The 17760-nt window shown below is 67.4% G+C and carries 16 protein-coding genes; 8 read left to right on the forward strand and 8 right to left on the reverse strand.

Annotated features, from left to right (window positions below; all coding sequences use genetic code 11):
* Positions 1-136: 136 nt before the first annotated feature.
* Together B161_RS0104415 and B161_RS0104420 are read right to left on the reverse strand one after the other, a co-directional pair.
* A complete protein-coding gene (locus B161_RS0104415; protein ID WP_018632160.1) occupies positions 137-1288 on the reverse strand; it encodes an ABC transporter ATP-binding protein in 1152 nt (383 codons plus the stop codon).
* 152 nt (positions 1289-1440) lie between these two features.
* Positions 1441-2538 carry a polyamine ABC transporter substrate-binding protein gene (locus tag B161_RS0104420; RefSeq protein WP_018632161.1) on the reverse strand — a complete coding sequence of 366 codons (1098 nt, stop codon included), beginning with the start codon at positions 2536-2538 and terminating at the stop codon, positions 1441-1443.
* Positions 2539-2886: 348 nt separating this feature from the next.
* Here B161_RS0104420 and B161_RS0104425 point away from each other — a divergent pair, with 348 nt between their 5' ends.
* The 3 genes from B161_RS0104425 to B161_RS0104435 all read left to right on the forward strand — a co-directional run bounded on the left by B161_RS0104425 (position 2887) and on the right by B161_RS0104435 (position 7114).
* Entirely contained in the window at positions 2887-4392 is a 1506-nt protein-coding gene (locus B161_RS0104425) for an aldehyde dehydrogenase (RefSeq protein WP_026310189.1), read from the forward strand.
* A gap of 37 nt (positions 4393-4429) precedes the next feature.
* Positions 4430-5776: a glutamine synthetase family protein gene (locus B161_RS0104430; RefSeq protein ID WP_018632163.1), complete on the forward strand. Its 1347-nt coding sequence runs from the start codon at positions 4430-4432 to the stop codon at positions 5774-5776.
* Positions 5777-5854: 78 nt separating this feature from the next.
* A complete protein-coding gene (locus B161_RS0104435; protein ID WP_018632164.1) occupies positions 5855-7114 on the forward strand; it encodes an NAD(P)/FAD-dependent oxidoreductase in 1260 nt (419 codons plus the stop codon).
* Between the two features lie 28 nt (positions 7115-7142).
* Here B161_RS0104435 and B161_RS0104440 read toward each other — a convergent pair whose 3' ends face one another.
* From B161_RS0104440 to B161_RS0104460, 5 genes are all read right to left on the reverse strand, one after another.
* Positions 7143-7325, reverse strand: a complete 183-nt coding sequence (locus B161_RS0104440; RefSeq protein ID WP_018632165.1) for a hypothetical protein — start codon at positions 7323-7325, stop codon at positions 7143-7145.
* A gap of 163 nt (positions 7326-7488) precedes the next feature.
* Entirely contained in the window at positions 7489-7779 is a 291-nt protein-coding gene (locus tag B161_RS16700) for a PepSY domain-containing protein (RefSeq protein WP_018632166.1), read from the reverse strand.
* A gap of 404 nt (positions 7780-8183) precedes the next feature.
* Positions 8184-9038 (reverse strand): 2,3,4,5-tetrahydropyridine-2,6-dicarboxylate N-succinyltransferase, encoded by an 855-nt coding sequence (dapD, locus tag B161_RS0104450; RefSeq protein ID WP_018632167.1) that lies wholly within the window; start codon positions 9036-9038, stop codon positions 8184-8186.
* A gap of 26 nt (positions 9039-9064) precedes the next feature.
* Positions 9065-11398 carry a phosphoenolpyruvate--protein phosphotransferase gene (gene ptsP / locus B161_RS0104455; protein WP_018632168.1) on the reverse strand — a complete coding sequence of 778 codons (2334 nt, stop codon included), beginning with the start codon at positions 11396-11398 and terminating at the stop codon, positions 9065-9067.
* A 24-nt stretch (positions 11399-11422) separates the two neighbouring features.
* Positions 11423-12652: an aspartate kinase gene (locus tag B161_RS0104460; protein WP_018632169.1), complete on the reverse strand. Its 1230-nt coding sequence runs from the start codon at positions 12650-12652 to the stop codon at positions 11423-11425.
* A gap of 177 nt (positions 12653-12829) precedes the next feature.
* Between B161_RS0104460 and B161_RS0104465 the strand changes: the two genes are divergently transcribed.
* Both B161_RS0104465 and glpK read left to right on the forward strand, forming a co-directional pair.
* Positions 12830-13687 carry a uracil-DNA glycosylase gene (locus B161_RS0104465; RefSeq protein ID WP_018632170.1) on the forward strand — a complete coding sequence of 286 codons (858 nt, stop codon included), beginning with the start codon at positions 12830-12832 and terminating at the stop codon, positions 13685-13687.
* 92 nt (positions 13688-13779) lie between these two features.
* Entirely contained in the window at positions 13780-15270 is a 1491-nt protein-coding gene (gene glpK / locus B161_RS0104470) for a glycerol kinase GlpK (RefSeq protein WP_018632171.1), read from the forward strand.
* On the opposite strand, the gene B161_RS0104475 is transcribed toward glpK, so the two are convergent.
* Complete coding sequence (locus B161_RS0104475) at positions 15267-16418, reverse strand: MFS transporter (RefSeq protein ID WP_018632172.1); 1152 nt, start codon at positions 16416-16418, stop codon at positions 15267-15269. The two genes, glpK and B161_RS0104475, sit on opposite strands and share 4 nt — an antisense overlap.
* 132 nt (positions 16419-16550) lie before the next feature.
* On the opposite strand from B161_RS0104475, the gene B161_RS19525 reads away from it, so the two are divergent.
* The 3 genes from B161_RS19525 (at position 16551) to tatB (ending at position 17754) form a co-directional block, all read left to right on the forward strand.
* Positions 16551-16823 carry a hypothetical protein gene (locus B161_RS19525; RefSeq protein ID WP_018632173.1) on the forward strand — a complete coding sequence of 91 codons (273 nt, stop codon included), beginning with the start codon at positions 16551-16553 and terminating at the stop codon, positions 16821-16823.
* A 128-nt stretch (positions 16824-16951) separates the two neighbouring features.
* Entirely contained in the window at positions 16952-17212 is a 261-nt protein-coding gene (tatA, locus tag B161_RS16710; protein ID WP_018632174.1) for a twin-arginine translocase TatA/TatE family subunit, read from the forward strand.
* Between the two features lie 62 nt (positions 17213-17274).
* A complete protein-coding gene (gene tatB, locus B161_RS18595; protein ID WP_018632175.1) occupies positions 17275-17754 on the forward strand; it encodes a Sec-independent protein translocase protein TatB in 480 nt (159 codons plus the stop codon).
* Positions 17755-17760: the final 6 nt, after the last annotated feature.

Genomic DNA, 17760 nt, shown 5'->3' on the forward strand with positions numbered 1-17760 from the left:
AGGCCGATCAGAGAGATCCCGCCGCGCGTTTCGGCGCCCTTCGAGACGCCCAGCCGATGCAAAGTCGGCGCGAGGCGCTGGACCCAAGGATCGAGAGCCGCCGCTCCCGCTCCGGGCCCCGTGAGATCCCCCGCGCTCATGACGACAACGCGACGCCGCTCGGCGTCTCCCAAGAGAGGAACACGGATTCCTCCCAAGTGATGGGGTCTTCATGGCGGTCGCGATTGGTCTGGGTGATGCGCACCCGCTTTCCGCTGGCGAGCTTGATCCGGTAATGCGAGACGCCGCCCAGATAAGAGATGTCTTCGACCACCCCGGAGAGCACGTTCTCCGCTTCGGCGGGCGGCTGACGCCCCATCGTGATCTTCTCGGGACGGACGGCCACCGCGATGGGATCCCCCTCGCGACCGGGCACGGCGTAGCCGATGCGGATCTGGGCGCCCGCCTCCTCGGAGGCGATCACCGCGTGATCCACGCCGTCCACGAGGATGCGGCCCTCGAACATGTTCACGTCGCCGATGAAATTCGCGACGAAGCGGCTGCGCGGATATTCATAGATCTCGCGCGGCTCGCCGACCTGCGTGATCTGGCCCTGATTCATGACGCCGATGCGCGTCGCGAGGGTCATGGCCTCTTCCTGATCATGGGTGACCACCATGAAGGTGGTGCCGAGCTTCTCCTGAATCCCGACCAATTCGAATTGGGTCTCTTCGCGGAGCTTCTTATCCAAAGCGCCCAGCGGCTCGTCGAGGAGCAGCAGCTTGGGCCTTTTGGCGAGGGCGCGGGCCAGCGCCACGCGCTGCCTCTGGCCGCCGGAGAGCTGATGCGGCTTGCGTTTGCCGTAGGGCTCCAGCTTGACCATGCGCAGCATCTCGGCGACGCGCTCGTCGCGTTCGGCGCGCGCGACGCCGTCCTGTTTGAGGCCATAGGCGACGTTCTCGGCCACGGTCATATGCGGAAACAGGGCGTAGGACTGGAACATCATGTTCACGGGGCGGTCGTAGGGCGGCGCCCCCGCCATGTCCTGCCCCTCGATCTCGATGGCGCCGGAGGTGGGCTGTTCGAAGCCCGCCAGCATGCGCAGCAAGGTGGATTTGCCCGAACCCGAACCACCGAGCAGACAAAAAAGCTCCGAACGATAAATATCCAGAGACACGTCGTTCACCGCGACGAAATCGCCGAATTTCTTCGTGACGTTTCGGATGCGGATGAAGGGTTTGGCGTCAGGATCGGTCCATGGCGCGCGCGCGGCGGCCCCCGGAACCTTAGGTTTCTGGGCGAGGCTCATGCTCCGCGTTCTCCCCTCTGTGGCGCTCTGGGCCGGAGCGCCGCCCCGCCTGCGGAGCGGGGAGGCGCGAGGCCCCGCCCGGTCCCTCGGCCGGGCGGAGCGAAGTTTGAAGGATCGGCGGCTCCAAAAGCCCCGATCTCAGCGGCCCGCGCTCAACGGCCCGTGCGGATCTCGGTCCACAGGCGATTGAGGATCCGGTCCACGTTCGGCGGATAGATCGGCGAGCTGAAGGTCTTCTCCATCACCTCTTGCGGCGGATAGACGCCTTGATCCGCGCGGACGCTCTCGTCGATCAGCTCTTCGGAGGCCGGGACGGCGTTGGCGTAATGCACGTAATTGGAGATTTCGGCGATGACGTCGGGCCGCAGGATGAAGTCGATGAACTTCTGAGCGTTCTGCGGATGGGCGGCGTCCTTGGTGATCGTCATCAGATCGAACCAGAGGATCGAGCCCTCCTTCGGGATCACATAGCCGATCTCCACGCCGCGTCCGGCTTCTTCGGCGCGGTCGCGGGCCTGAAGGATGTCGCCCGACCAGCCGTAGGCCACGCAGATCTCGCCGTTGGCCAGATCGTTGATGTATTGCGAGCTGTGGAAATATTTAATATGCGGCTGGACGCTCTTGAGCAGAGCGGCGGCCTTGTCGAGGTCGGCGCGCTCGAAGCTGTCATGAGGCAGGCCCAGATAATTCAGCGCCACCGGGAAGGTGTCCGGCGCGGCGTCGAGCAGGGTCACGCCGCAGGCGGAGAGCTTGCTCACCACCTCGGGATTGAACAAAAGGTCGAAGGTGTTCAGCTCGTAATCCTCGCCGAGGATCTCCTTGACCTTCTGGACGTTGTAGCCGATGCCGTTGGTGCCCCAGAGATAGATCGCGGAATATTTATTGTCCGGATCATATTTGGCCACGCGCGCCGCGAGGGTCGGATCGACGCCTGCGAGGCTCGGCATTTTGTCTTTTTCGAATTCGCGGAAGACGCCGGCCTGAATCTGGCGCGCGAGGAAGTTGCCCGTCGGCACGACGATGTCGTAGCCGGAGGAGCCGGCGAGGAGCTTGGCCTCCAGAACGTCGTTCGAGTCGAAGACGTCGTAGGTGACTTCGATCCCGGTCTCGTCGGTGAATTTCTTGATCGTGTCCTCGGCGATGTAGTCGGACCAGTTATAGACGTTGAGACGCTTCGGCTCTTCCTGGGCGGCGGCCGGAAAGGCGACCAAAGCCGTCAGGGCGGCGACGCTGAGCGAAGAAAGACGCATATGCGGGCATCTCCTCAAAGAGAACCATGGTCCCGACCCGGAGGCCGGAGGGCGCTGCGGCGAGCCTCGCCGCGACGTTCAGGGAACGCGCAAATCGCGCCGCACGCAAGAGCCAACTGCGAAAATCTCACAAGGTCATGAGCGGCCGCGCTTTCGAAGGGCGCTCCTCTGACGAAAATGTGAACATGAGCGCGCAGCCGCGTCAAGCCTCGCCGGGGGGAGGGGGCGGGGAGGCGGCCGGGGAGGGGAGGGCGCCCGGAAGAACCTGTTTGAGAACCTCCGCAGGCGACAGGCGCCCGGATTGACAGCCTGCGAAAACTCCCGCTAGGCTTGCTCTTGGAGAAGATCATGACCAAAACGCAGAAAGACGACCGCGCCGCATGGGCGGCGCGAGCCGAGGCTTTGCGGCCTCAGGGACAGGCTTTGATCGGCGGCCGCTTCGTGGAGGCGGCTTCCGGACGCAGCTTCGCCGCCCTGAGCCCCATCGACGGAAGAGTTCTGACGCAAGTCGCCGCAGGCGACGCCGAGGACGCCGACCGGGCCGTGAAATCCGCCCGCGCCGCCTTTGAATCGGGGGTCTGGGCGAAGCGCCCGCCCCGCGCCCGCAAGCGGACCCTCATCCGCTTCGCCGAGCTGATCCGCGCCCATCGCGAGGAGCTGGCGCTGCTGGAGACGCTCGACATGGGCAAGCCCATCGCCATGAGTCTGGCGGTGGACGTGCGGGCGGCCGCCGACGCGATCCAATGGTCCGCCGAGGCTATAGACAAGCTTTACGACGAAATCGCGCCCACCGAGCCCAATGTGCTGGCTCTGATCCGGCGCGAGCCTCTGGGGGTGGTCGCGGCGGTGACGCCGTGGAATTTCCCCATGATCATGGCCGCTTGGAAGATCGGCCCCGCTCTGGCGCTGGGCAACAGCGTGATCCTCAAGCCCGCCGAACAATCCTCCCTGACGGCGATCCGTCTGGGCGGGCTGGCTCTGGAGGCGGGGATTCCCGAAGGCGTCTTCAACGTGCTGCCGGGCTTCGGCCATGAGGCGGGCAAGGCGCTCGGGCTGCATATGGATGTGGACGGCGCCTTCTTCACCGGCTCCACCGAGGTCGGGCGCATGTTCGCGCGCTATTCGGCGGATTCGAACCTCAAGAAGATCGGACTCGAATTAGGCGGCAAATCGCCTTTCGTGGTTCTGGCGAGCAGCCGCCATCTCGACGCGGCGGCGCAAAGCGTCGTGGACGGGATCTTCTTCAATCAGGGCGAAATGTGCACGGCCTCTTCGCGGCTGATCGCCGAGGACTCCATCCGCGAGGAGCTGATGGAGAAGGTTCTGGAGAAGGCCCGCGCCTATAAGCCGGGCGATCCGCTGGATCCGGAGACCAATCTCGGAACTCTGGTGGACGCCGCCCATACGCGCCGCGTTCTCGACTACATCGCCTCCGGCGAGGCGGAGGGCGCGCGTCTGGCGCTCGGCGGCGGACGCCCCGCCGGGCTCTCCGGCGAATGCTACGTCGAGCCGACGGTCTTCGATCAGGCCCGGCCCGAGATGAAGATCGCCCGCGAGGAGATCTTCGGCCCCGTGCTGACCGTCCTTGCGGCGAAGGATCCGGAAGAGGCGCTTCGCCTCGCCAATGATTCCAGCTATGGGCTGGGGGCGGCGGTCTGGTCGGACGATCTGACGACGGCGCATCGCTTCGCGGCGGGGCTGAGGGCGGGGGTCGTCTCGGTCAACGCCTATGACGAAGACGACATGACCACGCCCTTCGGCGGCTACAAACAATCGGGCTGGGGCCGGGACAAATCCCTGCACGCCTTTGAAAAATACGCCGAACTCAAGACCATCTGGATGCGGCTGCGCTGAAGCCCGGCTCCCGGAAGACATCGAAAAGGAGAAAGACATGAGCTTCGCCGATGAGGTGGAGGCCTTCGCTGCGGCGAATCCCGGGGTCGACGTGGTGGAGGTGCTGTTCTCCGACATCGGCGGCGTTTGGCGGGGCAAGCAATATCCCTTCAAATCGCTCGCGAAGATGGGCGAATCGGGCGCGAATTTCCCGCTCTCGGCCCTGCTGCTCAACGCCCATGGCGAGACTCCGCGCGAGGTGCTGGAGGATCCGCTCGGGGGCGATCCGGACGGCGTCTTCTTTCCGGTGCCGGGCAGTCTGCGCATCATCCCTTGGGAGAAGCGTCCGACGGCTCAGGTGATCGTGCGCGCCCATGGTCCCGACGGCAAGCCCTGGCTCGGAGATCCGGCGCGGGTGCTGCATCAGGCGCTGGAGCCCTTCCGGCTGATGGAGCTGAAGCCCGTCGTGGCGCTGGAATATGAATTCTACCTCGTGGACGCCAGCCAAGACCCGCCGCGCCCTCTGACTCCGCCGCGCGGCGGCGTGCCCTTCGAGGGCGCGCAATGCTATAATATGGACGTGCTTTACGACGCCGCCGACTTCCTCGACGAGCTGGAGGACGTCTGCGAGATCCAGAACATCCCCATCACCACCATCCTCTGCGAATATGGCGACGGCCAGTTCGAGGCCAATCTCCAGCATGTCGACGATCCGGTGAAGGCCTGCGACGACGCCATGTATCTGAAGCGGGCGGTGAAGGCTCTGGCGCGCAAGCGCGGGCTCGTGGCCAGCTATATGGCCAAGCCCTTCTCGGAGGGCACCGGCTCGGGCATGCACATCCATATGAGCGTGCTCGACCGCAAAGGCCGCAACATCTTCTCGGGCATCGAGGGCGAGGTGGCGCTCAAACACGCCATCGGCGGCATGCTGGAGACCATGTCCGAGGCCATGGCCTTCTTCGCGCCCAACGCCAACAGCTACCGCCGCCTTCAGCCGGGCGCCTTCGCGCCTTGGGGGCCGAACTGGGGCGTGAATCATCGTTCGGTGGCGGTGCGCGTGCCTTTGTCCGGAGATTCCGACGCCCGCTTCGAGCATCGCGTCTCCGGCGCCGACGCCTGCCCCTATCTGGCTCTGGCGGCGGTTCTGGCGGGGGCGCATCATGGCTTGTCGCAGCGCCTCGACCCCGGCCCGGCCATCGCGACGGGACGCCGGGGCGGGGCTCCGCCGCCCATGCCGCTGCGCTGGCGCGAGGCGCTCAACGCCCTCGACGACGCGCAGATCATCCCCGATTATCTCGGCGAGGACTTCATCAACCTCTATCTGCGGGCCAAGCGCATCGAGGAGCAATTATTCCACGCCGAGGTCTCAGACCGGGATCTCGGATGGTATCTGCGCGTGATTTGATCGTCGCGTCTCCTCGTTTATGTGAAGAAGACCCGTCCTGAGCAGTCCGGACGGGCTGAGGAATTCGAAGGAGGCCCTATGTCCGAGCCGCACGCCCCGTCCTTTTACGCCGCCACGGTCGCGCCGGTTCCGGAGCGCCCCGTCTTCTCCGGCGAGGCCGCGGCCGACGTCTGCGTGATCGGCGCGGGCTTCTCGGGCCTGAACGTCGCGATTGAAATGGCCGAACGCGGCCGCAGCGTGATCCTGCTGGAGGCGCAGCGCGTCGGCTGGGGCGCCTCGGGGCGCAACGGCGGACAGGTGCAGGGCGGCTTCCTCAAAGAGCCGGGCATGGCGAAGATCCTCGGCCAAGAGACCCTCGACGCCCTGCGCTATCGCGGTCAGGAGATCATCGCCGCCCGCCGCGCCAAATACGCCATCGACTGCGATTGGCGCGACGGCCATATCGAATGCGCCGCCAAGCCCGCCCATGCGCGGAGCATGGAGCGCGACGCCGAATCCTCCGGCCTGCGCTTCGTGGCGAAAAAGGACATGCCCGCCGAAATCGGCTCCGAGCGCTTCCATGGCGGCGTCGTGGACATGCGCAACGGCTATCTGAATCCGCTGAAGCTGGCACTCGGCGAGGCGGCGGCGGCGGAATCCCTCGGCGTGAAGATCTATGAAGGCTCCGAGGCGCTGGACATCCTCCCCGGCGACGCCAAAGCCGGACGCAAGCCCGTCGTGGTCACGGCTGAAGGCCGCGTGACGGCGGGCGCCGTGGTTCTGGCGGGCGACGCCCTGCATCATCTGCTGCCGCGCAAGCTGGACGGCGCGATCATTCCGGCGGGCAGCTACATCATCGCCACCGAGCCGCTGGATCCCGAGGTGCTCGCCTGGACCGCCCCCCAAGGGCTCTCGGCCCATGACACCCTGACCATCCTCGATTACTGGCGGCCCTCGGCGGATGGGCGGATGCTCTACGGCGGGCGCTGCGATTACGCCAACATGCCGCTGAAGAACGTGGCGGAGAAGATCCGTCCGCGCATGATCGCGACCTATCCCCAATTGGCGGCGCTGAAGATCGACTATGCTTGGGGCGGGGCCATCGGAGTCACCTTCACCCGCGCGCCGCAATTCGGGCGGGTCGAGGGCGAGGTCTATTATCTGCAGGGCTATTCGGGCCATGGGCTGAACGTCAGCCATATCGGCGCCGAGATCGTGGCTCAGGCCATCGCCGGATCAGGCGAGCGGCTGGATCTCTTTGAGAAGCTGCCGCTGTGGCGTCTGCCGGGCGGATCGCGATTCGCGAATCCGGCTTTGGCGCTCGGGATGCTCTGGCATCGGCTGTTGGACGCGTTTTAGGCTTGGCGGCCGGGCGGCGGAAGACGGCTTAATCGTCTCCGTCCCCCCAATCGCCGCCGTCTCCGCCGCCGCCGAACAGCGCCGCGCAGAGGAGCATGAAGCCCGCCACATACAGCTTCTCCAGAATCGAGGCGCCCGCGCTCTCCGTCTCGGCGGCGCCGGAGAGCAGCATCCAGCCTCCCGAGAGCAAGGCGGCGCGCAGAATGAGCATGATCCCTCCCGCCTGACGATCAGACCTAAGCCGGCCCGAGGACAGGAGGAGGCTGGAGGGCGATCATGAGGATTTCGCTAATCCCGCGGCCTTCCCGGTCAGAGAAACTCCGGAAGGGGCCGGAGCGCGCTCCGGCCCCCCGGAATCTCTTCGGCGGCTTGCGTCAGAAATCCGGGCGCTGCTCGATCAGGCTGAGATGGCGCGGCTCCAGACGCAGGTCGTATTTCGTGCCGTCGTCCATATAGGCGTCGTCCACGGTCCATTCGGAGCCGTCGGCCTTGAGCACGATGTCGCGCCAGGAGACGAAGGCCAGCTCGCGCAGACGGCCCTCGATCTTGTCGCGCTCGGCGCCGTCGGGGAAGCGCTGGGCGGCGGCGGGCGCAGAGAGGAAAGCCGGAGCCGCGACGCCGAGCGCGGCGGCGAAGAGGACCGGAAGGCGGAGACGGGCGGTCATGGGGTCGTCCTTTCGTCGGAGGGCGGGGCTAGAGCATTTTCCAGCGCAGCCGAACGGCTTCGCGTCGTGAAAACGCGACCACAAAAGAAGTCAGAGCGTTTGAACGATCCCATGGGATCGGAAGGCGCTCTCAGCGACGCAAAAAGGGCGCCGCCGCCGCGCATTTAGCCGCGAAGGCCGAAGCTCTTCAAGCTTTTGAGCCGGTTGAACGCGAAAGCGGTTTTCGCGCTCCGGCGCTTGCAGAGACCCCTTCCCTAAACGTCAGGATTGCATGTCCTGAAGATATGTGCCTGAATGGGGATCGTATTCACAGGTCATTTCTCCACAAGAGCCTTTTCAGAGACCAAGGAGGCGCGCCGTCCCACGACGACGCGCCTCTATTCATGCGGAGGACGGGCGCGGGATCAGTCGCGCAGCAGGTCGTTCACGGCGGTTTTGGCGCGGGTCTGGGCGTCCACGCGCTTGACGATCACCGCGCAGGAGAGGCTCGGGCCGGGCGAGCCGTCCGGCAGGGGCTTGCCGGGCAGAGCGCCGGGCACCACCACCGAATAAGCCGGAACCTCGCCGATGAAGATTTCGCCCGTCGCCCGGTCGACGATCTTCGTCGAGGCGCTGATGAAGACGCCCATCGACAACACCGAGCCCTTGCGCACCACCACGCCCTCGACCACCTCGGAGCGGGCGCCGATGAAGCAATCGTCCTCGATCACCACGGGCGCGGCCTGAAGCGGCTCCAGCACGCCGCCGATTCCGACGCCGCCCGAGAGATGCACGTTGGCGCCGATCTGCGCGCAGGAGCCCACCGTGGCCCAAGTGTCGACCATGGTGTTTTCGCCGACCCGCGCGCCGACGTTCACGAAGCTCGGCATGAGCACCGCCCCCGGCGCGATATAGGCCGAGCGCCGCACCACCGCGCCCGGAACCGCGCGGAAGCCCGCCGCGCGGAAGCGGTTCTCGCTCCATCCGGCGAATTTCGAGGGCACCTTATCCCACCAGACCGCGCCGCCGGGGCCGCCGGGGATCAGCTCCATGTCGTTGAGGCGGAAGGAGAGCAGAACCGCCTTCTTCACCCATTCGTTGGCGTTCCATTTTCCCGCCGCGTCCTGTTCGGCGGCGCGGAGGCTTCCCGCGTCGAGGGCTTCGAGGGTCTCCTCGACGGCGGCGCGGAGCTCGGCCTCCGGCGCCGAGATTTGAATCTCCGCGCGGCGCTCCCAAGCGGCTTCGATCAGGCTGCGCAGGGTCTGAAGGCGGTCGGCCATGGGGTGTCTTCCTCAGGAATCGGGAATCAGCGACGCGCCAGCAGCGCGGCCAATTCGGGTTCTGGATAGGCGTCGCGGGCGAGGGCGGCGTCGATGACCTCCCGCGCCTCGCCGAGATTCACGCTGCGGATGGCCCGCTTGATCGGCGCGATGGAGGCGGGGCGCATGGATAAGGTCTCCACGCCCAGCGCCGCAAGCGCCACGGCGGCGACCGGCTTGGCGGCGGCCTCGCCGCAAAAGGACAAAGGCAGGTCGAAAGCGGAGCATCTGCCGCAGATCTCGCGGATGAAGCGCAGGAAGCTCGGTTTGAGCGCGCCGTAGCGCCAGGCCACGCGGTCGTTGCCCCGGTCGGCGGCGAAGAAGAACTGCGCCAGATCATTGCCGCCGATGGAGAGGAAATCCGCCTCGCGGAGGAAATCGTCATGGGCGTAGGCGAGGGAAGGCGTCTCCAGCATGGCGCCGACCTCCAGCTTCGAGGGACGAGGCGTCCCGCTTTCGGCCAGCCGTTCGATCTCGCGCATCAGAAGGGCCTTGGCGCGCTGAAACTCCTCGCGCTCGGCGACCATGGGGAACATCACCGTGAGCGGCCCGCCCTCGGCGGCGCGCACCAGAGACTGAAGCTGCATCTTCAGCAGGGCGGGGCGGTCCAGCCCCACCCGCAGCGCCCGCCAGCCCAGCGCCGGATTCTCCTCGCGGCGGGTCTGGAGGTTCAGATAGGGCAGGACCTTGTCCGAGCCCACGTCCAGCGTGCGGAAGACGACGCGCTTGCCCGCCGAGGATTTCAGAATGGCGCGGTAAAAGGCCTCCTGATCGGAGCGGCGGGGCAGACGGGCGCGGATGAAGAATTGCAGCTCGGTGCGCAGAAGCCCGACGCCCTCGGCGCCGGAATCGCGCAGGCTCGGCAGATCCGCGAGGATGCCCGCGTTCATGAAGAGCCGGATCCGCCGCCCGTCGAGGCTGACGGCGGGCAGCCGCCGCCAAGGCGCGAAGGCGGCGCGCTCCTGCTCCTTGAGGGCGATCTTGTCGCGGAAGGCGGCGAGCACGTCGGGATGCGGCCGCAGATGGACTTGTCCCTGATCGCCGCTGATGATGATCGGATCGCCCTGTTCGACGCTCTCCAGAGCGCCCCGCGCCTGCACGACCATCGGAATCCCGAGGGATTTCGCCACGATGGCCGCATGGGCGCCGGAAGAACCCTCCTCCAGCACCACGCCTTTCAGCCGCTCGCGGCCGTAATCGAGCAATTCCCCCGGCCCGAGCGCCCGGGCGATGAGGATGGCGTTCTCCGGCAGATCCTCGGGGTCGATCTCGCGCACGCCCAGCAGCTTGCGGATGAGGCGCTCCGCCAGATCGTCGAGATCGTCGAAGCGCGCCCGGATATAGGGATCCGAGACCCGCGCCAGCTTGGCCCGGGTGTCGGCGCGGGCCTGATCCACGGCGGCCTCGGCGGTGAGGCCGGAGGAGACGCCCTGCTCGATGCGGCGCATCCAGCTTTTATCCTGCGCGAAAAGCCGGAAGGCCTCCAGCACGTCGCGGGGGGCGTCGTGGGATTGGGCGGCCTCGCTCTCCAGCAGGCGGTCGAGATCGCCGCGCAGCGACTCCATGGCCTCGCGCAGACGGGATTGCTCGGCTTCGGCGTCCTGAGCCACCGGATTGGGCAGGCTGTAAGGCGGCTCGCGCAGAGCGGCGACCCCGATGGCCACGCCCTCGGCGGCGGCGGTTCCATGCAGATGGGCCGGCGCCCTCTGGCCGCCGCGCGGCAGAAGCCCCGCCGGTCCGGCGGTTTCGGCCAGAACGGCGGCGAAGGTCTCCAGAGCGGCGATCTCATCCTCGGTGTAGCGCCGCGCCACGCGGTTCTGCACCACCAGAACGCCCCTGAGGCGCGTGCCGCTTTTGACCGGCACGCCGAGAAAGGAGCTGAATTCCTCCTCGCGGGTTTCGGGCAGATAGCGGAAGGCGGGATGCTCGCGGGCTTCGGGGGCGTTGACGATCACCCGGTCGCGGGCGATCAGCCCCACCAGCCCCTCGCCGACGCGCAATTGCGCCCGACGCACCGAATCGGCGTTCAGCCCCTGCGAGGCGTAAAGCTCCAGAATCTCCGAGCCGCGCAGGGCGTAGAAAGAACAGACCTCGGCCACGAAATGCCCGGCGATCCGCGCGACGAAGGCGTCCAGACGCTCCTGCGCCGGAGCGCCGGAGGTCAGAGCCTCGCGCAACTGGCGCAGAAACAGGAAGGCCGCCCCCTCGCGGCGGAGGGACTCGCCGCCCGCCGCCCCGCTCCCGGCCGTATCCGCCGCCTCGCCCGCCGTCTTGGGGGAGCCGCGGCTCTCCGGTTCGCGGGCTGGGTCCGGGCCCGTCATGCGCCTGTCCTTTCGTGAGCGCCCTCAGGCGGATTCGAGGTTGAAGGCCTTGTGGAGCGTCCGCACGGCCAGCTCCAGATATTTGCGGTCGATCAGCACGGAGATCTTGATCTCCGAGGTGGTGACCACCTGAATGTTGACGCCCTCTTTCGCCAGAGCGGCGAACATGGTCTTGGCGACTCCGGCGTGGCTGCGCATGCCCACGCCCACGATGGAGACCTTGGCCACCTCGCGGTCGGTGAGGATCTCCTGATAATCGATCAGGGGGCGGGCCTTCTGCAAGGCGGCCAGAGCGCGGTCCACCTCGACGAGGCCGACGGTGAAGGTCATGTCCGTGCGGCCCTGGGCCGAAACGTCCTGAACGATCATGTCGACGTTGACGCCCGCGTCGGCGATGGCGGCGAAGATCGCGGCGGCGACCCCCGGCTTGTCAGGGATGCCGTGCAGCGTGAGCTTGGCTTCGTCGCGCGAGAAGGCGACGCCGGTGACCGGTTTATTCTCCATGACTTCCTCCTCGGCGCAGACGAGCGTGCCCGGAGTGGCCGCGTCGGCGGGTTCGAAGGTCGAGCGCACATGCAGCCGGACCTTGTTGCGCATGGCCAGTTCGACCGAGCGCGTTTGAAGCACTTTGGCGCCGAGCGAAGCCATCTCCAGCATCTCCTCGAAGGAGATGCGTTCGATCTTGCGGGCGGCGGGCTCGATGCGGGGATCGGTGGTGTAGACGCCGTCCACGTCGGTGTAGATGTCGCAGCGCTCGGCGCCGATGGCCGCGGCCACGGCCACGGCGCTGGTGTCGGAGCCGCCGCGCCCGAGGGTCGAGATGCGGTTGTCGGGGCCGATTCCCTGAAAGCCCGAAACCACGGCGTGCAGGCCCTCGTCGAATTTCTTGAGGAGATTCGCCGAGTCGATGGATTCGATGCGCGCCACGCCATGGGCGCCGGTGGTGCGGATGGGGATCTGCCAGCCCTGCCAGCTGCGGGCGGGCACGCCCAGCTCCTGAAGGGTCAGAGCCATGAGGCCGGAGGTGACCTGCTCGCCCGCCGCGACCACGGCGTCATATTCGCGGGCGTCGTAGAGCGGCGAGATCCCGCGCACGTAATCGACCAGCTTATTCGTCTCGCCCGCCATGGCCGAGACCACCACCGCCACCTGATGTCCGGCGTCCACTTCGCGTTTCACATGGAGCGCGGCCTGACGGATGCGGTCGGGGGTGGCGACGGAGGTGCCGCCGAACTTCAGCACGAGCCGGGACATAAGGGCCTCTCGATCTTCAGACGATCTTTTGCACGGATTTCAGTGAGCGGGCCGCCTTGCGGCGGCGGCGCTCTTGTAGACTCGGGCGCGAGGCGGCGCAAGCGGCCCCTCGCCTTTCGGGGAGGGCGTTTCGTCTCGGTTCTCGACGGGAGAGGGCGGGGGGATTATCCTTGCGCCATGACCCAAGCCCGCCCCCTCTCCCGCGAAGCTCTGAAGGCCGCCCTCGCATGGATGGTTGAGCTGGGCGCGGACGAGATTCTGGCCGAGGCGCCGCAGGACCGCTACGCCGAGGCTCTGCGGGCTCCGCCGCGCCTGAAGACCGGCGCTCCTCCTCCGGCGGCGCAGCCTCCGGCCCGCCCCATGGCGAGGCCCGCCCCGGCGCCCGCTCCGGCCGCGCCCGTTCAGCCGGATCCTCAGGCGGTCGCGGCGGCCTCCTTGGCCGCGGCGGCCCGCGCGGCCCCGGATCTCGACGCGCTCAAGGCTTTGCTCGAAGATTTTCAGCATCCCCTGCGCGCCAACGCCCGCCGCTCGGTCTTCGAGGACGGCCTGCGCGGCGCGCGGCTGATGGTGGTCGGCGAGGCCCCCGGCGCCGATGAAGACCGCCTCGGCAAGCCTTTCGTCGGGCGCTCAGGGCAATTGCTGGACAAGATGCTGGCCGCCATCGGGCTGGACCGGAGCAAAAGCGACCCCAAGGAGGCCTTTTATCTCGGCAACATCCTGCCTTTCCGGCCTCCGGGGAACCGCACGCCGAGTCTGGCGGAAGTCGAGGTCTTTCGTCCGGCGCTTGAGCGTCAGATCGCGCTGGCCAAGCCGGAGATCCTGCTTTTAGCGGGGGGCACCCCGACCAAGGCTTTGCTCCGCACCGAGACGGGAATCATGCGTCTGCGCGGGACATGGAGCCTCGTGCGGGTCGAGGGCCGCGAGATTCCGGCTTTGCCTTTGTTCCATCCGGCCTTTCTGCTGCGGGCTCCGGCGATGAAGGCTTTGGCTTGGCGCGACCTCCTCAGCCTGAGGCGGCGTCTGGACGGAGGCTGAGCCGCGTTCCTCGGCCTCCGCCCCGAAAGCCTCTTGGCGGAGGGGCGGCCTCGGCTATGCTTTCCCCAAGCATAAACTCAGGGGAGGAAGCCATGGCCGTTCTGGCGGTGGATCAGGGCACCACGTCGAGCCGCGCGATTCTCTTCGACGAGAAGCTGCGTCCCGTCAAAACGGGCCAATATGAATTCGCGCAGCATTTCCCGCGCTCCGGCTGGGTGGAGCATGACGCCGAAGAAATCTGGACCACCACGCTTCAGGCGATCCGCGACGCTCTGAAGGATTCTCCCGCTCCCGCCGCCCTCGGCGTGACCAATCAGCGCGAGACGGTCGTGATCTGGGAGCGCGCCACGGGAAAGCCCATCCATCGGGCGCTCGTCTGGCAGGATCGCCGCGTGGCCGAGCGTTGCGCCGCTCTGCGGGCCGAAGGCGCCGAAGACATGATCTCCGCCCGGACGGGGCTTGTGCTCGATCCCTATTTCTCGGCGCTCAAGGCGGCTTGGATTCTCGATCACGTCGAGGGCGCCCGCACGCGGGCCGAAAAGGGCGAATTGCTCTTCGGCACGGTGGATAGCTGGATCATCTGGAAGCTGACCGGCGGGCGGGCCCACGCCACCGACGCGACCAACGCCTCAAGAACCATGCTTTACGACATCCGCCGCAATCTCTGGGACGAAGATCTCTGTAGCCTGCTCGGGGTTCCCATAGGGATGCTGCCCGAGGTCAAGGATTGCGCCGATGATTACGGCTCTGCGGATCCGGCCTTGTTCGGCTCGGCGATTCCGATCCTCGGCGCGGCGGGAGACCAGCAGGCCGCCGCCATAGGCCAAGCCTGTTTTCAACCGGGGATGATGAAATCCACCTATGGCACCGGCTGCTTCGCGCTGCTGAACACCGGCGAGACTCCCGTAATCTCGCGCAATCGGCTGCTGACCGCCATCGCCTCGCGCCTGGAGGGCCGCACGACTTATGCGCTGGAGGGCTCGATCTTCGTGGCGGGCGCCGTGGCGCAATGGCTGCGCGACGGGCTGAAGATCATCCGCTCCGCCTCCGAGACCCAGAGCCTCGCCGAAGCCGCCGATCCGGAGCAACGCCTTTACCTCGTGCCCGCCTTCACGGGGCTCGGGGCGCCTTGGTGGGACGCCGAAGCGCGCGGCGCGGTCTTCGGCCTGACCCGCAATTCCGGCCCGGCCGAGTTCGCCCGCGCGGCTTTGGAATCGGTGGGCTATCAGACGCGCGACCTCTGGGAGGCCATGCGCGCCGATTGGCCCGAAGCCCCCGAATCTGAGACCAAGTCCGTCCTGCGGGTGGACGGCGGCATGGCGGCCAACGACTGGGCGATGCAGTTTCTCTCCGATATTCTCGACGCCCCCGTCGACCGCCCCCATGTGCTGGAGACCACGGCGCTCGGGGCGGCTTGGCTGGCGGGCCATAAGGCGGGAGTCGCGCCGGATCAGGAGTCCTTCGCGCGGGAATGGGCTCTGGAGCGCCGCTTCGAGCCGCGCATGGAGGCCCCGACCCGAGACCGCGCATACGCCGGATGGCGCGACGCCGTCCGGCGCACCCTCACGAAGCCTGAGCGTTAAGCGCCTGCGCGGCCTTCGCGCGCCCAAAGCAGCCCCGCGACGGCCAATCCCGCGAAGCCTAGCCCCATGCTCGTCAGATAGCTTTCGGCTCCGAAGCGCGGATAAAGCCAGGCGGCGGCGAAGCTCGCGGCGCCCATGCAGGCGGCGATGAAGAAAGCCGCGTAAAAGCCTTGCAGCGTCCCGGCCATCCGCACCGGGGCGTGTCCGGCGATGAAGCGCATCACCGCGATATGGACCGCGCCGAAGCTGAAGCCGTGCAGCATCTGCAAAGGCGCGAGCACGGCGAAGGGCGGATTCGACGCCGTGAGCCCCCAGCGCAAAGCCGCCGCCGCGCCCGCCAGAGCCAGAAGCGCCGTCGGGGAGCTGCGCGGCGAAAAGCGGTCGATCAGCAGGAAGAACAGGATCTCTCCGGCCACGCCCAAGGCCCAGAGCGTTCCAATCACGCCCTCGCTATAGCCGATGGAGCGCCAATGGATCGAGCCATAGGCGTAATAAAGCGCGTGGCTGGACTGCACCAGCGCCGCGCCTAAGGCGAAGAGCGGGAAGGGCGGGCGCCTCAGCAGCGCGAAGGCCTCTTTGAGGAAGCCCTTGGGCTTCTCCGGAGCGGGGGGCGGCTTGGGAAAAGCCGTGATCGCCGCCGCCGAAGCCAGCCCTAACAGCGTGAGGCTCCAGACATAGAGCGCCCAAGGCCCCCAAGCCTCCATCATGAAGCCGCACAGCAGATTGGCGAGGAGGAAGGCCGCCGAGCCGACGCTCCGCGCCGCGCCGTAGGGGAAGCCCTCGCGCCGGGCCGCCGCATGAGCCAGAGACTCGCAGAGCGGATAAATCCCCGCCAGCATGCCCGCCGCGATCACGTAAGCCGTCATGAGGGCGCCGCCGCTCAAAAGCCCCTGCGCGAAAATCGCGAGGGCCAGACAGAAGATCGCGAAGCTCAGCGTGCGGCGCGGCGCGTCGAAGCGGTCGGCGAGCATGGGCGTCCCCAGAGCGAAGACCGGGCGCGCGAAGAAGCTCACCGCGATCAGCGCGCCGACGGCGGCTTCGCTCAGCCCCCGCGACTGAAGCCAGAGCGGCCAAAAGGCCGTCTGGGCCGAAACGCCCATGAAGAGGACGGCGTAAAAACCCGACACGCGATGAAAAGGCGTCAGCATGGTTCGGCCTCGGAGGCCCGGAGACCGGGGCGGAAGCGGGGGAGGAGCGCGCGCGGCCTCCGCCGCGCGCCTTCGAGCTATAGGACCGAAGCGCATAAGGCGGCAATCTCGCCTCCGGAGAGGAGCGCGCCCTTGATCCGCGGCGCGGCTTCGGGCGAGGATCGGGCCATGGAGCTCGCGGATTTGGGAAAATTGATTCCGGTTCTGGCCGCCCTGGCGATCCTCGCCGGGGGAATCCGGCGCTGGATCGCGCAGACGCGCCTCCCGCCGGAGGCGCGTCCGGCGCGCGGGCCCTTTCCCTGGGGCGCCTTCCTGCGGGCGACGCTCCGCCATATCCTGCTCGGCGTGGGGCTGGCTCTGGCGGCGCTTCTCCTCTTCGCGCTCCTGGGCGCAGAGGGAGGCTGACGCCGACTCGCGGAGAGATGCGCAATCGCCTCTTTGCCTGACGAGGCGAAACCCCTAAATAAGGACATCAAGGGAGTTTCTGGGGGAGTTCTGGGAGCCTCCGGGCCGAACCTCCAAAGGAGCAAGATATGAACGCCGTCCTTCTGGCCAATTTCAGCGTCTGGCAGCTGCTGATCGTGGCCATTCTCGTGGTCGTGCTTTTCGGGCGCGGCAAGATCTCGGATGTCATGTCGGAGTTCGGCAAGGGCATCAAAGGCTTCAAAAAGGGCCTGAACGAAGGCGAGGAGAGCGCCGACGTCGCCGCCCGCAAGATCGACCCCGTCGACGCGTCGGCCTCCGGCGCGAACGCCACCATCATCGAGGGCGAGCGTTCCAAGGATCGCGCCTGACGCCGAAGGCGCGGCCGCCCTCGCGCGGCCTCCGCGCGGTCGCGGCCTGAGAGGAGCCCGGGATGTTCGAAATCGGCTGGAGCGAGATGCTTCTCTGCGCCATCGTCGCCTTGGTGGTGGTGGGGCCGAAGGATCTGCCGCATATGATGCGCGCCTTCGGGCGATGGGTGGCGCAATTGCGGGCTCTGGCCGCGCAGTTCCAGCGCTCCATGGAGGAGGCCGCCCGCGAGATGGACAGCGAGGATCTGCGCGACGCTCAAAAGAGCTTTCGCGATCTGAAGTCCATCCGCAATCCCTTCGAGGCGGCCATGCGCGGCGTGACCGACGCGATGAACGCGCCGGCGAAAAAGCCGCCGGCCGCCGGCTCCGCCGCCGAGGGGGCGGCTGCTGCGGGCGTCCCGCCGCCCGCGACGCCTTCGCTTCCCGCTCAGGCCGCTCCTGCGCCGCTTCCGAGCGGCGAGGGCGACGCCGCGCCTCCGCCTGCGGCCGCCGCGCCTCTCCCGACTTCTCCGGCCTCCGCCGTTTCCGACTCCTCCCGCTGAGGCCCG

This window comes from Neomegalonema perideroedes DSM 15528 (assembly GCF_000374145.1).
In the GTDB taxonomy this organism is placed as follows: domain Bacteria; phylum Pseudomonadota; class Alphaproteobacteria; order Rhodobacterales; family Rhodobacteraceae; genus Neomegalonema; species Neomegalonema perideroedes.

Excerpts from the sequence above, each read along its gene's own strand:
- B161_RS0104415 (WP_018632160.1), bottom strand. The coding sequence starts at position 1,288 with ATGAGCCTCGCCCAGAAACCTAAGGTTCCGGGGGCCGCCGCGCGCGCG.
- B161_RS0104420 (WP_018632161.1), bottom strand. The coding sequence starts at position 2,538 with ATGCGTCTTTCTTCGCTCAGCGTCGCCGCCCTGACGGCTTTGGTCGCC.
- B161_RS0104425 (WP_026310189.1), top strand. The coding sequence starts at position 2,887 with ATGACCAAAACGCAGAAAGACGACCGCGCCGCATGGGCGGCGCGAGCC.
- B161_RS0104430 (WP_018632163.1), top strand. The coding sequence starts at position 4,430 with ATGAGCTTCGCCGATGAGGTGGAGGCCTTCGCTGCGGCGAATCCCGGG.
- B161_RS0104435 (WP_018632164.1), top strand. The coding sequence starts at position 5,855 with ATGTCCGAGCCGCACGCCCCGTCCTTTTACGCCGCCACGGTCGCGCCG.
- B161_RS0104440 (WP_018632165.1), bottom strand. The coding sequence starts at position 7,325 with ATGCTCATTCTGCGCGCCGCCTTGCTCTCGGGAGGCTGGATGCTGCTC.
- B161_RS16700 (WP_018632166.1), bottom strand. The coding sequence starts at position 7,779 with ATGACCGCCCGTCTCCGCCTTCCGGTCCTCTTCGCCGCCGCGCTCGGC.
- dapD (WP_018632167.1), bottom strand. The coding sequence starts at position 9,038 with ATGGCCGACCGCCTTCAGACCCTGCGCAGCCTGATCGAAGCCGCTTGG.
- ptsP (WP_018632168.1), bottom strand. The coding sequence starts at position 11,398 with ATGACGGGCCCGGACCCAGCCCGCGAACCGGAGAGCCGCGGCTCCCCC.
- B161_RS0104460 (WP_018632169.1), bottom strand. The coding sequence starts at position 12,652 with ATGTCCCGGCTCGTGCTGAAGTTCGGCGGCACCTCCGTCGCCACCCCC.
- B161_RS0104465 (WP_018632170.1), top strand. The coding sequence starts at position 12,830 with ATGACCCAAGCCCGCCCCCTCTCCCGCGAAGCTCTGAAGGCCGCCCTC.
- glpK (WP_018632171.1), top strand. The coding sequence starts at position 13,780 with ATGGCCGTTCTGGCGGTGGATCAGGGCACCACGTCGAGCCGCGCGATT.
- B161_RS0104475 (WP_018632172.1), bottom strand. The coding sequence starts at position 16,418 with ATGCTGACGCCTTTTCATCGCGTGTCGGGTTTTTACGCCGTCCTCTTC.
- tatA (WP_018632174.1), top strand. The coding sequence starts at position 16,952 with ATGAACGCCGTCCTTCTGGCCAATTTCAGCGTCTGGCAGCTGCTGATC.
- tatB (WP_018632175.1), top strand. The coding sequence starts at position 17,275 with ATGTTCGAAATCGGCTGGAGCGAGATGCTTCTCTGCGCCATCGTCGCC.